This is a genomic window from Synechococcus sp. RC10B2, from assembly GCF_047502635.1.
Map to the genome: position 1 here is coordinate 120010 of NZ_JANSHO010000006.1, position 13104 is coordinate 133113.

12 protein-coding genes are annotated in these 13104 nt (G+C 58.4%); 7 read left to right on the plus strand and 5 right to left on the minus strand.

Features of this window, described 5'->3' with window-relative positions:
• Positions 1 to 250: 250 nt before the first annotated feature.
• From NW855_RS01080 to NW855_RS01090, 3 genes are all read left to right on the plus strand, one after another.
• On the plus strand, positions 251 to 787 hold the full coding sequence (locus tag NW855_RS01080; RefSeq protein ID WP_011431021.1) for a VWA domain-containing protein: 537 nt from the start codon (positions 251 to 253) through the stop codon (positions 785 to 787).
• Positions 788 to 1484: 697 nt separating this feature from the next.
• Positions 1485 to 1700 carry a hypothetical protein gene (locus NW855_RS01085; RefSeq protein ID WP_414390416.1) on the plus strand — a complete coding sequence of 72 codons (216 nt, stop codon included), beginning with the start codon at positions 1485 to 1487 and terminating at the stop codon, positions 1698 to 1700.
• Between the two features lie 152 nt (positions 1701 to 1852).
• A complete protein-coding gene (locus NW855_RS01090; protein ID WP_414346730.1) occupies positions 1853 to 2482 on the plus strand; it encodes a biotin transporter BioY in 630 nt (209 codons plus the stop codon).
• Positions 2483 to 3254: 772 nt separating this feature from the next.
• Here the strand turns inward: NW855_RS01090 and NW855_RS01095 are convergent.
• Positions 3255 to 3431, minus strand: coding sequence for an AI-2E family transporter (locus NW855_RS01095; RefSeq protein ID WP_011431023.1), 177 nt, complete (start codon positions 3429 to 3431; stop codon positions 3255 to 3257).
• A gap of 434 nt (positions 3432 to 3865) precedes the next feature.
• Positions 3866 to 4972, minus strand: coding sequence for a dockerin type I domain-containing protein (locus NW855_RS01100; protein ID WP_099812909.1), 1107 nt, complete (start codon positions 4970 to 4972; stop codon positions 3866 to 3868).
• Between the two features lie 187 nt (positions 4973 to 5159).
• Between NW855_RS01100 and NW855_RS01105 the strand changes: the two genes are divergently transcribed.
• Both NW855_RS01105 and rpmB read left to right on the plus strand, forming a co-directional pair.
• Positions 5160 to 5522 carry a hypothetical protein gene (locus NW855_RS01105; RefSeq protein WP_011431025.1) on the plus strand — a complete coding sequence of 121 codons (363 nt, stop codon included), beginning with the start codon at positions 5160 to 5162 and terminating at the stop codon, positions 5520 to 5522.
• Between the two features lie 24 nt (positions 5523 to 5546).
• Positions 5547 to 5783 (plus strand): 50S ribosomal protein L28, encoded by a 237-nt coding sequence (gene rpmB, locus NW855_RS01110; RefSeq protein WP_011431026.1) that lies wholly within the window; start codon positions 5547 to 5549, stop codon positions 5781 to 5783.
• Between the two features lie 73 nt (positions 5784 to 5856).
• On the opposite strand, the gene NW855_RS01115 is transcribed toward rpmB, so the two are convergent.
• A complete protein-coding gene (locus NW855_RS01115) occupies positions 5857 to 6585 on the minus strand; it encodes a pentapeptide repeat-containing protein (RefSeq protein ID WP_240527835.1) in 729 nt (242 codons plus the stop codon).
• A gap of 218 nt (positions 6586 to 6803) precedes the next feature.
• Here NW855_RS01115 and gshB point away from each other — a divergent pair, with 218 nt between their 5' ends.
• Positions 6804 to 7751, plus strand: coding sequence for a glutathione synthase (gene gshB / locus NW855_RS01120; protein ID WP_011431028.1), 948 nt, complete (start codon positions 6804 to 6806; stop codon positions 7749 to 7751).
• A 397-nt stretch (positions 7752 to 8148) separates the two neighbouring features.
• Here gshB and NW855_RS01125 read toward each other — a convergent pair whose 3' ends face one another.
• Positions 8149 to 10233, minus strand: a complete 2085-nt coding sequence (locus tag NW855_RS01125; RefSeq protein ID WP_414508266.1) for a CHASE2 domain-containing protein — start codon at positions 10231 to 10233, stop codon at positions 8149 to 8151.
• Between the two features lie 105 nt (positions 10234 to 10338).
• Positions 10339 to 12477, minus strand: coding sequence for a polyribonucleotide nucleotidyltransferase (locus tag NW855_RS01130; RefSeq protein WP_414402451.1), 2139 nt, complete (start codon positions 12475 to 12477; stop codon positions 10339 to 10341).
• A 151-nt stretch (positions 12478 to 12628) separates the two neighbouring features.
• Between NW855_RS01130 and NW855_RS01135 the strand changes: the two genes are divergently transcribed.
• Entirely contained in the window at positions 12629 to 13054 is a 426-nt protein-coding gene (locus NW855_RS01135; RefSeq protein ID WP_011431031.1) for an arylamine N-acetyltransferase family protein, read from the plus strand.
• The last annotated feature ends 50 nt before the right edge of the window (positions 13055 to 13104 follow it).

The window sequence follows — 13104 nt, forward strand, 5'->3', positions numbered from 1 at the left end:
CCTCTCTCCCCGGGAAAGGGAAGGCAGGGATCCGCGCAATGAGCGGTTTCACTGCCGTTTGACGCTTCAAGATACTCTCTCAGGGCTCTGCGCCGACAAGGATTTATCAAAGCCCATCAAGCTGATAACCTTTGCAAATAGTTGCACAGAATCCTTCACAAACGGGTCGCTGGCAGAAGTCCAAGTTAGATTTCCTACAGGAGGCCGGTGACCATAGCAGAGGGCAGAGCCAGGGTTTGCCACCCTCACTTTGGTTCAGTTTGACTCGCAGGATCCCTACGAAGTTATCCACCGTTTCAAGCCCATCGCCGAAGTTCCCGAGCTAACCCGCGAGACCTATGTGCCGCGGGCCTCTACCCCTTTGCTAGATGCCATGGGTCGCGGCATCACCGACTTGGAAAGCGGCCTCAGCCAACTCGCTGAAGCAGATCGCCCTGCGAGGGTGGTTATGGTGGTGGTAACCGATGGCCAAGAGAACGCCAGCCGCGAGTTCCGCAAAGAGCAAGTCGAGAAGATGATCAAAGAAAAAACAGAGAAAGACGGCTGGCAGTTTGTTTTCTTGAGCGCCGATCTGGCTGCCATCCGCGATGCCAAGGCCGTCGGCGTCGCTCCCGTCGCCTCCCTGTTGTACCAGAAGTCCGGCTTGGGCAGCAAATTAGCCTGGGCTTCCCTTGCGATGCGCCTCTCCGACTACCGCTCAGCTCGTCTTCACAGTTTGATGTTCCTCGAAGAAGATCGCCAGCATCCCGACGACCCGAACAAGAAGAAGAAGAATAACAAGAGCTGATCCCTTACCGGTGCAACTTGCCGAGATCCTGGCCACGCTCCAACCCCCCGTATACGGGGGCAGGGGGGCGGGGCTCCTGCGGTTTCTAGCTGAAAGGGATCCTCACCTTCAAAGCTTCCCGCATCTGGGTTGAGACGAACCCACCCCAGAAGGTGGTTGTCGACGGAGAAGTGGTGGGCACAACCCCCGTCCAGATCGAGGTGCATCGCGCCGCCTGTGCGGAAACCCAACTCCGCCGAAAAGCTCGCCATCTTCTGGGTGAGACGGGTTTCGCCGAGCCTGACCCTGCTGAGCGCAACCGTGGGCCTGGGCGGGATCCTCGGCTCGGCTCTGGTCCTCTGGGGACTGACTCTGGCTTTGCAAGGACTGGCGCCCTCCAGTCAAGCCATCGATGCATGGATTTTGCAATGGCTGCAGCGGGCCAGCTCTTGGCTGGATCCCTTGGCTTGGGTGGGGTGGGGGTTAGGGCATCCGATTGGGCTGGTGGGTTTGACCGCCTGGGGATGGGTTTTGCTCTGGCGCAGCCAACAAAGACGGACGGCTTGGGGACTGTTGGTTGCAGCCTTAGGAGCTGCCGTGATCGCCGGGATCCTGCAGCCTACCTTTTCTCGCCCCCGCCCAGATCTTTGGGATCCCATCCTGTCGGAGTGGACAGGTCATCGCAGCAACGGTAATCTACGGCCTTTTGGGCTATCTGGTGGCAAGCTATTATCCTGCTCAGCGGCGCTGGTTCGCTGGAGGAGTGCTGGGGATCCTATTCTTCATCGGTTTCAGCCGGGCCGACTGGGGGTTGAATTGGCCCAGCGATCTGCTGGCGGGGTATAGCCTGGGGGCTTTGTGGTTCATCTTTTGCCTCACCCTTCTGCGGATTCAGTGGATGCGCCAGACAAATGGCCGCGGCCAAGCAAGGTAGTGCATAGGTACAGAATCCTCCGGTTGCGATATACTACCCAGATAAGGCCCTTTGCCGGTTAGTTGCAGCCTCTGGCCAAAAGCTTTTGGGATGGGTCAGGGGATCTCGGAAAAGAGCTGTTATCTCTTGTATCTCAGCGCCCCAAATATCCTATGACTGCTACTTTTGTTCACACACCTTTGGCGCAAACCCTTCTGACCCGTCCTTCCTGGGTTCGGGATTCCATGCTGGTGTTGGGGGGAAGTTTGTTGGTAGCGGCCCTGGCGCAGGTGCGGATCCCTTTGCCCTTTACGCCAGTACCCCTCACCGGACAAACCTTCGGCGTGATGCTGGTGGGGGCAGGCTTTGGGTCGAGGTTGGGCTTTCTCGCCTTGCTGCTGTACCTGCTGGAGGGGCTTTTGGGGTTGCCCTTCTTCAACGGCGGCGGCTCCGGGCTCAGCCACCTAACCGGACCGACAGGGGGCTACTTGCTGGCCTTTCCCCTGGCCGCAGGGCTGATGGGCTGGTTTGTGGAGCGCTGGGGGGTGGATCGCAGCCCTTGGAAGATGGCCGCGTCCATGCTCTCCTGCTCGGTTTTGATCTACGTCTTGGGAGCCACCTGGCTGGGGGTGTGGCTGAACGAGAATGTCGGCCCCACTTCCGTCTTGGCCGTGCTCACCAAAGGCGTGTTCCCCTTTATCCCCGGCGATCTGCTGAAGTGTGTGCTAGCAGCAGCCCTGCTGCCCACCACTTGGCGCTGGCTGGGGCGGGAGACAGCGGATCCCAAGTCGTCCTCAAGCTAGGGCTTGCCCAACAGCAGCCCGATCGGTGTAGGGCCAGCCTCCCGAAAATCTAAAAAAAAAATGATATCTGCCGCAGTTTGGCCTTTTTTCTGAGATTCTAGTGACTGTGATCAAAACGGTGTTTAAAGCAACAGATTCAATGGAGCGCTTCCCTATATTGCTCTAGAGTTTTATAAGTCGCTGAGCGACAAGCCCCTTTATGGGGCTTTTTTTATCGGCTTTATAAAAAAGGTGGGATAGGGCTGACCCTGACTTGCTATAGCCAATTTGGCTGAGGGTGGAACGCTGTTAGAGATAAGATGGCATGGAGCAGACTCCAAGAGGCAACTCCACGAGCCACAGCCCAGACTTAGGAGAGAGTTGTAGGGTATGTTAAGGAAGGGGACAGCCCGACAATAGCCGCATAGATTTACGAAGTCAGTCGTTAACGGTTTATCGCTGGCTGAGCCGAGAAAACCTAAGACCAACAGTTTTCAAGACACGGAAGTAAAAGATGGACTGCCCTAAAAGAACATGTGGAGCAGTAGATCAGAGGATAGAGCCAAGCTGTTCAACCCAGTGCTACAGCCTAATTAAGGGGTACAGTAGCAACACTTAGCAAGCCAACCCTATCAAAAGCCAGAAACTGGATCACCGTTTCCTGGGTGGCCTGGCCGTAGCGCTGGTAAAACAGCTCCTGATCCCCGGTGGTGTAGAGGAAAACCTGAAGGGCAATCTGGAAGCGGAGATCACCGTTTTGGATGCCCTTTTACTCAAGTAAGTTGATCAACACTCACGTCACCGGAATGGCCAAGAACACCGCCAACAAGCCGGCCACAGTACCGCTCACAAACAAAGAGAAAAACATGATCACAGGGTTGATATTGACGGATCCCTGCATCACGCGAAGCAGGAGTAAGCTCTCTTCTACTTGTTGTAGGGAGATACAAATTACTGGATAGAGAGCCATACGCTCTGTGATAAGACAATATGAGCAATTAGGCTAGTCCCAATAGTGGCTCCAATACCTGGAATTAAATCAAATAAACCTGTAATCATCGATGAGGTTAGAGCTGAAGGGATCCGAAGTACTAAAAACACTGGAAAAGCTGAAATAGCGAAGAAAAACGACAACACGGCTCAACCCCAGAAAAATCCCAAAAATTCCGCCGCACACTTTCAGTAATTCGAGCTTTCCACTCCTCTGGGAACGGCTTTAGAAATAAGCTCCACAGTCGCTTTCCATCCAGCAGGATAACAATTTAAAAACAGGTTTACTAAACCGAAGACCAAGCTGCGCAAAGTCAACACGTCAGGGCCCAGTAGGCCTGTCGAAAAGGCTTCGGGCAAGCTTCTGAGCAACAAAATCCCCGCGGCCTAGCCAGCGCAAGTTAGCCTGGGCATTTAGTTGGGGATCTCGATCGTGACATTGGCCAACTGCACATCGTCATAGTCCACCCAAGCCCCACCGTCCTGGCCGATTGTGTCAGTCCCCAGCGGCACAAAGATATCCAGGGATCCACCCAAAAGAGGGATACTGATCCGGGATCCGCCGGCGATCCTGCCAGGCTGGATCACCGTTTTGCCAGTGCGCAAGGTAACCGTATTCAGCCCCAGGCGCAGATGCTCTAGTGGCAGAGGGATGCGCAGGTCGTCTCCCCCCAAGTGGATTTGCTCCACCTCCACTCCGTTTAAAAGCACTCGCATGGGAGACATATTGGCGCCGGGAATGCGGGACTGGCCGGCCCGATAGGCAGCGGCAGTATCCAACCCAATCAGGGATCCAAGCCGCAAAACCGGTGGGCGAGGCGGCAGGCGGTCTAGGCTGAAGGAGCGGGTCATCTCCACCCCTTGGGCAGGCGCCAGAAATTGCCCGGCAGCCGCCGACTTTGGAGAATATTGGTTATCGCCCAGGCGGATGACATTGGCCTCCAGCACCAGCGTGGCGTTGGGATCCCAGCGCTCCAACTGCAACTGCCAAGGCCGATCCCCGCCGGTCTGTCCGTTGCCTGTGCTCTGGGAATAGGGCAAATAGTTCTCCAGCCGCGCCACCAAAATTTCTTCTGCCGGCAGCGGCCCCGGCAGGCGAAACCGCCCTTGGGCATCGGTGCGCACCGAAATCCCTGCCCCCGGAATGGCCACCTCCACCCCGGCCAAAGGCTGCCCTGTCAGGCGATCCACCACCTGCCCAGAGTAGGCCGAGTCCAACTGCACCTGGCCGGTGGGTGCATCTGTGGCCGCCTGAATGCGCTGCTGCAACACCTGCCAATCGGCTTCTGTAATCCGCCCATCCTGATCGACATCGGCAGCCCGGATCTGGTCGTCGGTCAACTCCCGTTCTCCCCGCAAATAGGCCCCCAACAGGTTGAGATCCTGCACCGTCAAACGACCATCCCCATCCAGATCGCCTGCTTGAAAGGGCTGCGCTTGGGCAGAAGACAGGTCTATCCAACCCAGAGCCAGGGATCCCAGCAACAAGAGAGAACGGGCTAAACAGGAGACCCTAGACATCACAACTCTCCTGGGGAAAGAGCCGAAAGGCACTCTTTATGTCCTTATGTTTTAACGCAATTACTCCCCCACAGCAGGGTTGGCCGAGCCGGTGCGAAGTACTCTTAAACGCAATTTTGCTCGCCCGCCTTTGGCTGCAGGAGCCGAAAACTTGGTGGTAGGATAACCGTGGTGACTTGCTTCTCCTATGGCTCGATACTCCTGCGTTACCCAGCTCATGGGCTCAGCCGAGCAGTTAAGCGAAGCGATTCGCGCTGTCTTGGAGCGTTGCCAGCTTACTGTCCTACACAACAGCCCTGACTACTGGGTGGCCGGCGAGCCGCCTGGAAAAAATCCCTACGCCAAACTGGTGACGGTAGAGGTGTTTGTGGATCGCACCCGCCAAGCCGCTGACGGATCTGTACAGGTCACCTGCATCGCCAAAAACGAAGAGCTGCCCCTGAGAAGCGTCAACCATTGCCAACAAACCTTTGACCAATTGAGGACAGAGCTAGCCCAGTTGCAAGCTCAGCTGCAGCTTGCTGCTCGACAAAAAGAGGCCATAGAATAGCGAAGCTGAGTTCCCTTGGATCTCATGGCACGTCGCTGTCAACTGACCAACAAAAAACGCAACAACGCTTTCGCCATCTCCCACTCCCACCGGCGTACCAAGCGTCTGCAGGAGGTTAACCTGCAGTGGAAACGCATCTGGTGGGAGGAGGGCAAGCGGTTTGTTCGTTTGCGCCTTTCCACCAAGGCACTGAAAACCCTCAAGGCCAAAGGGATAGGGGCCATGGCCCGCGAAGCTGGAATCGACCTCAACCAATTTTGAGGGATCATCCGCTGCCTTGACCTCTTGAAAACCGATCTGCTGGGGCTGGCGCAAGAGTGGCCCTGGCTACAGTTCACAGCAATCCAAACAGTTTGCGTGACTTGGGCTGGAGCCCCGCCAGCAGAGTGTTGAGGGTGTCCCGCTGAGTAAGCTCGTTGGTGCCGCTCGCGCGTTCGATCAAGAACTTGCGCATTTCGTCCGAGAGCTTGGCGTCGGTAAAGTCGGCGCCGACAAAGCTGGCCCCTTCAATTTGGGCCTCTTGGAGGTTGGCCCCCACCAGGAGGGCTTGGTCAAAGTTGGCATTCTGCAACTGGCAACTGGATAGGATGGCCTGGGAGAGGTTGCAGCGAAAGAGGTTGGCTTGGCGAAAGTCGGCGGCAAAAAAGTTGCCTTCCGTTAGGTTGGCAGCCACCAAGCTGGCCTCGCGAAAGATGGAATGGCTGAAGTGTCCCCCCTGAAAGCTGCTTTTGTCCAGCTTGGCAGCGGTGAAGTTGCTGTAGTCTCCCAGGGCTTGACTGAAGCTGGATCCCCGGAGATCGGAGGCAGCGAAGTTGGCCCGCTCCAGCTCGGCACGGCGAAAGTTGCATAACCGCAGATCTGCCTGCTGCATACTGAGCGAGCGCAGGTTGGCCCGCGTCAAGTTGGCCTTGGGCATCTGGATGCGGTCGAACAGGCCCCGCGAGAGGTAGGCGCCTTCGAGGTTGGCACCCAGCAGGGAGCGCCCTTCTCGCAGGGCTGCTAGCAAGTCCCGCGTGGTTTCAATGCGAACCGGCTCGGAGGGTTGGGGAGAAGGAACACTCACAGACAGACCATTCCTCACAGGCGAGCCAGAAACCTGGTCAACCTGGCCGAAACACTGAGGTCTAACAGGGATCTCATCTAACTAAGCTAACGTTTGCTTCGCTGGTCAGGGTTAAGGGGATGTTAAAGACGGCTCTGCATCGGTTTAACTTCCTGCCCGGAGCAATCCGCTCCAATTTGTTGCATACTCAGGGCAGCTTTTCGTTGCTCAAACCATTCATGCAGGTAGCTTTCATTGTCGATCCGTTGTCTCAGTTGCAGGTGGGCCACGACACCAGCGTTGCCCTAATGGAGGCGCTGCAGAAACGAGGCCACCGCATTTTTTGCCTTGGATTGGCCGACCTCTACTGGGATCAAGGGGAAACCTGGGGATCCGTTGAGGAGATTGTGTTGGATCTAGGAGCGGATCCCTGGTACGAAGTCAAAGAACGGCGTTTGTTGCCCTTGAGCCAGATGCAAGCCGTATGGATGCGCAAGGATCCGCCGGTGGACGCGGCCTATCTCTACGCCACCTACCTTCTGGATCATCTCTCCCCCCGCCGCACCCTAGTGCTCAACCATCCTGCCGGGATCCGCTCCGCCAACGAAAAGCTCTATGCTTTGCGGTTTAAAGAGTGGATCCCGCGTACCTGCGTCAGCAGCAGCAAGGCCTTGCTCCGCCAATTCGTCGAGCAGGTGGGGCAGGCGGTGCTCAAGCCCCTGGGCGGCAAGGGTGGGGAAGGGATCCTGCGGGTCAATGCCGGCGATCCAAACCTCAATTCCTTGATCGAGCTGAGCACTCAGTTTGGCCGGCTGCCCGTGATGGTGCAAGAGTATTTGCCGCAGGCAGCAGCGGGAGATAAGCGCATTTTGCTGCTGGAGGGCGAGCCTTTGGGCGCCGTCAATCGCATCCCTGGGGAGGGGGATTTCCGTGGCAATGTGGCCGCTGGGGGTCGGGTGGAGAAAACCGAGATTGCTGAAAAAGAACGGGCCCTCTGCGCGGCTTTGGCGCCAGTGCTGCGGCAGGAGAAACTCTATTTTGTTGGAATTGATGTCATCGGGGAACGGCTGACAGAGATTAACGTCACCAGCCCAACTATGCTGCGGGAGATCTGCCAGTTAGAAGGGGTTGATCTGGCCGATCAAGTGGCCCAGTGGCTGGAGAAGAAAGTGCCCATCAAAGCGTAAACTGCCCCACGCCCTCTTCCGAGGAATCTGGGCATTATCCAACAGATACCCTCTCCAGTCACTTTCCCCCTTTGAGCTCCCTCGCAAGAGCATCGATGCTACAGCCTGTTAAAAATAGGGTACAGGTATTCAAGAGGCAGGAGAGGAGGGGATGCCAACCCATTCTTTGGATTGACGGCAAAGAGTTGTGACAGCTTATCAGGCAGGTAAGACCTCTATCCGCTTCCGAAGTGGGTTTGCTAAGTGTTGCTACTGTACCTCTTGATTCTTTAGCAGGCTGTACCTCAAGCTCTGGGGGAAGTTACGCCTGGGGTCTGCCGGGGCTGGGCGACCAGCTAGGTAGGAGTCGCTGAAGCACAGACAAAAGTTCCCTTTTGCCCGCTGTTGTCTAAGTCTTTTAGAGCGGCATCTCCCAGTGCAGCTCGACGTAGGTATGGCCTTCCGGAGTGTGGGTGCGATGCCAGGAGCCCTTGGGCAGGTAGCGGGCAATGGTATTCATGGCTTTGCTGCCATAGCCGCCACCGGGGCTGGGGGCGTATTCTACGCCGTCATTGATGACCGACAAGCAGCAGTGGCGCTCCTTTTGCACCAAGGACACCTTGACGAAGGAGGCGTTGCCCTTGGGAGGTTGCACATGGGCGATGACATTGCCGATGGCCTCTCGCAAAAAGCGCAAGATGTCCTCCCGTTGGTCGAACCACTCGCCGGTATTGGGCTCCTCCAGAGGTTGTAGGTGGCGCTCCACAGGCAAGGTCAGGCTGCCCGTCCGAATCAGCTCGTCCAGATAGGTGTCGATGCCCCGGTGCAAGCCCTCCCGCAAGCTGGGGGAAATGCGCAGCTTGGTGGCCAGGGTGCGCACATCGTTAAGCTGCTCGCGAATGCCTCGCCCGATCCTTTCCAGTTGTTCCAGCAGACGATCGTAAATGGCAGGATCGGGATCCTTACCCTGCTGCTGTTGCCATTGCAAGCTCTCCAGCTCGTCCATCACCACCTTCAGCTCCTGCAGCTCGCGATCGTGAATGTCGGTGGCAATGCGGTAGAGCAGCTTGCGGGCTTGGTCGATAGCAGCCTCTTGTTCGGCCCGGCGCAGGCGCTCCAGTTCCTGTTGCTGGGCCAAGAGCCGCTCCTGGTTCTCCAAGATTACCAAGGTCAGAAGCAGGCTCACCCCCGTTAGACCGACGGCCAAAGCCGGCAAGGTCAGCGGCCAAATCCAACGCCACAGCAAAAATTGGGTCACGGCCCACCCTTCATAAGCAACCAGCCCCACCACTGGCCAGAGGAGAGAGCGCTGTTGTTTCCAGTCCCAGCAATTCCGTCGCGGGGAGGGGCGATAGAGCACCCAGATCAGGCCCGTTCCCGCCCCCAGCAGGAAGACAACTCCCGCCGCTAGCCCTGCCGGCAGGGATCGGTACACCTCTCCGGTGAGCAGGCTCGAGAGGATTTGCGCCTGCAGCTCGACTGCCGCAATCTGGGATCCATCCGCCGTCCGCACCGGGAAGGTCTCCGGGTAGCCGCCCACAAAGCCGACCAGGACAATTTTGTCTCGCAGTTGGTCGGCAACTTTGGGGTCGAGGGGCGGGATCCCTTCTTGGCCGCGGCAGGCTTGGCCGGGGCTGAGCGTCGGGGAGCCGGATCCCGTCTGGGAGATCAGCGGCGGACAGACCCGTTCGATGGGGATGATGGGGATGCTGTGCTGAGAGCCAAGGGGATTGAACTGAAACGGCTGTAAGCCCCGCTTGCGAAACCAGCGGCTAGCCTTCTCCGGGTCGTACTTGGCAAAAGCCAGAGCCTCCACCGAGGCGAACATCTGCTCCTCCTGGCTGTCGCGGCGTAGGTAGAGCCCCCGCAACTGGGCCTGGCGTAGGATCCCGGTTCTGTCGACTCGGTGTTGCACCACCCCCTGAACATGCTCTGGCGGCACCAAATACTCAAGGCGCAAGGACGAAAAAGGCAAGAAGTGGTTGTAGATGTTGATCTCGGAGCGTCCAAAGCTCTCGCTGCTGCGGGTGGCCAAAACCAAGCGATCCGGGTAGCGCTGCACCACCTGACGCAGGGGAGCATCTAGGTTCTCGTTGCCCAGATTCTGCGGCACCACAAAGCTGCTGGGCAGGTTCAGCACCACCACCCTGGCTTCGGCCTCTTCCAGAAGGCGCAAGGTCAGGCCGGCGTAGTTAGCCCGTTCCAAGAGAAAGTCAACATTATGCTGGCCATCACCACTTTCTCCCTGCCCATCAATGCGGCCATCGATGCCGAGGATCACCACCTCCGGGGAAGGTTGCTGAGGGCCGCGCCAAGTATAGAGCCATTCCTGGGCGTCGCTCTCCAGCCGCAGCAACAAAGGGTGCTGGGCAGAAAGGTTGAGCAAGGTGGCCCACCCCAGGCCCCAAGCCAAGGCCCAGCCCAGTCGCCGCCGGGAGGGAGACAGTCGCCTCTGAGGGCCACGCTCTTGGCCAGCAAGAAGGGGAGAAGCGAGATTCGGCATGTTGAGGCCAACAGGTTGAAGAGCGCCTCCTCTGCCATCTTGGCCGCTGACAACGGCTGGCGAGGGGATCCCTGCCCACCCAGTTGCTGGGGAAAAACCGCAGCTTCAGGGGTGATGGTTGCGCACCCGCGCCGCCTCCTCAGGACTAATGCCGAGACGGGTGAGGTTAACGCGGCCCTTGTGGTCGATGCTGCGCACCTTGACCACCACCTCATCTGCTACGGCAATTTCATCCTCCACCCTGCTGACGCGGTACTCCGCCAGTTGCGAGATGTGGATCATGCCCTCTTTGCCCGGCAAGAACTCCACAAAGGCGCCGATAGGAATGATGCGGGTCACCTTGCCCAGGTACACCTGCCCCTCTTCCACCCGCCGCACCAGGTTTTCGATCATCGCCCGAGCCGCTTCTGCCTGGCCGCCCACCGAGGAGGACACGGTGATCGTGCCATCGTCGCTGATGTCCACCTTGGCTCCTGTCGCTTCGGTGATGCTGCGCACCATCTTGCCGCCAGGGCCGATGATCTTGCCGATATCTTCCGGATCCACCTTGAACGTGAGCAGACGAGGGGCTGTTTTGGCCAACTGGGGCCGAGGCGCCGGGAGAACCTCCAGCATTTTGTCAAGGATGTAGTCCCGCCCGGCCTTGGCCTGCAGGAGGGCTTTCTCCACCACATCCACGGTGATGCCGGTAATTTTCATGTCCATCTGCAAAGCGGTGATCCCGGCCCGCGTGCCGGCCACCTTGAAGTCCATATCCCCCAAAAAGTCCTCGATGCCCTGGATGTCGGTGAGGATGCGCACCTCGTCCCCTTCCTTAATTAAGCCCATGGCTACGCCGCTGACCGCCGCTTTGATCGGCACCCCGGCATCCATCAAAGACAGGGTAGAGCCACAGACTGAGGCCATCGAGGTGGAGCCATTGGAGGAGAGTACCTCTGAGACCACCCGCACCACGTAGGGAAACTCCTCCTCCTTGGGCAGCACCGGCACCAAGGCCCGCTCCGCCAGCGCCCCATGGCCGATCTCCCGCCGTCCCGGCGAGCGCGAGGGCCGCACTTCTCCCACGGAAAAGCCGGGGAAGTTATAGTGGTGCATGTAACGCTTCTCGTCCACTGGGTGCAGATCGTCCAGCTCCTGGGCATCACCAGGGGTGCCGAGGGTGGTGATGGAAAGGACTTGGGTGAGGCCGCGGTTGAACAGAGCGCTGCCGTGTACCCGTGGGATCAAGCCCACCCGACAAGAGACTGGTCGCACCTCGTCCAGCTTGCGCCCATCCACCCGCACCCCCTCCTGCAAGATCTGCTGGCGCATCAGCTTCTTGGTCAAAGCCTTGAACTGGTTGTCCAATTCCTTGGGATTTTCCAGCAGATACAGCCGCAAGGGATCCCCCTCTGGCCGTGCCTGGATCTGGGCCTCTAGCTTGGCCTTGATCGCCTCCAGTTGTTGCTCGCGGCTGGTCTTATCCAGGAACTGCCTGAGGACGGAGCGAATCTCCTCCTGGGCGTGTTCTGCCACAAAGGCAACCAGCTCCTCATTTTGAGGGGGCGGGGGCAGCTCCACAGGGGTGATGTTGAGATCGGCGAAAACTTGCTGTTGGGCCTTGAGCAGCTCTTGAACGGCCTCGAAACCAAACTCAATGGCCTCGACCACGTCCTTTTCCGGCAGTTGGTTGGCGCCGGCCTCCACCATGATTACGCCGTCGGCACAGCCAGCCACCACCAAATCCAGATCGCCGGCCTCGATCTCGGCATAGGTGGGGTTGATGATGAACTCATCTTTAACCAAGCCGACCCGCACCGCCGCCACCGGGCCGTTGAAGGGGATGCGAGCGCTGTGGATGGCCAGCGAGGCCCCCAAAATACACAACACATCGGGGGGCACCTTGTCGTCCACCGAGAGGGTGGTGGCCACGATTTGCACATCGTCCCGCAGCCATTCTGGGAACAAAGGCCGCAGGGGCCGGTCTATAAGACGAGAGATCAGGGTGGCCCGCTCCGGTGGCCGACCTTCCCGCCGCAAGTAGCCTCCTGGGATCCGCCCGGCAGCGTAGAGCCGCTCCTCATAGTCCACCAGCAAAGGCAAGAAATCGACACCGGCACGACCGGCTTGTCGCGTAGCCGTGACCAAGACCGAAGTTTCCCCAGAAGTCAACCAGACTCCGCAACCTGCCTGGGGAGCCATCAACCCAATATTGATGTCAATTTCCCGCCCGTAAAAGGAAATCGACCGAGTATATTCCGCCATGTAACGCTTCGCCTTCTTTTTTCTTGCCGCTATCGTAGCATTCTCTTTTTGCTTTGTTCTCTGGTGGGAGAGAGTTGGGGCGTCGCCAAAAACTGTTCTTCTGGCTCTGGCCGGGGAGCTGCAGCAAGGCTAGGGTAGGCCAGATGCTCGCTTGCCGCCAACCCAACCGCCTCCCGTGCTGATGCTAGAGCCGCTGACGCCTGCCCAAATCAGGGCCTACCTGGAGCGCATTGGCTACGTCGGCCCCACCCAGCTCACCCCGCAAACCCTGCGCCAGATCCACCTGGCCCACCTGCTGCGGGTGCCGTTTGAAAATCTGGATATTCACTGGGGTCGCCCCATTCGCCTGGAGCGGGATTTTTTGTTCCAAAAAATCGTCCGAGAGCGGCGGGGCGGCTTTTGCTTTGAGCTGAACAGCCTGCTGGCCGCTGCTCTGCAGGGGATGGGGTTTTCGGTCCATCTGCTCTCGGGACAGGTGAGCCGGGCCGTTCACGCTACTCGGACGGAGCCTGATGGCCACTTTGGCCCCGAATGCGACCATCTGGCCCTGCAGGTGAACTGCGGCAATGAGGCGTGACATCCTCTCCCGCTAAGCCCTGACGGGCTGTAGACGGGAGCTTCCGAGAA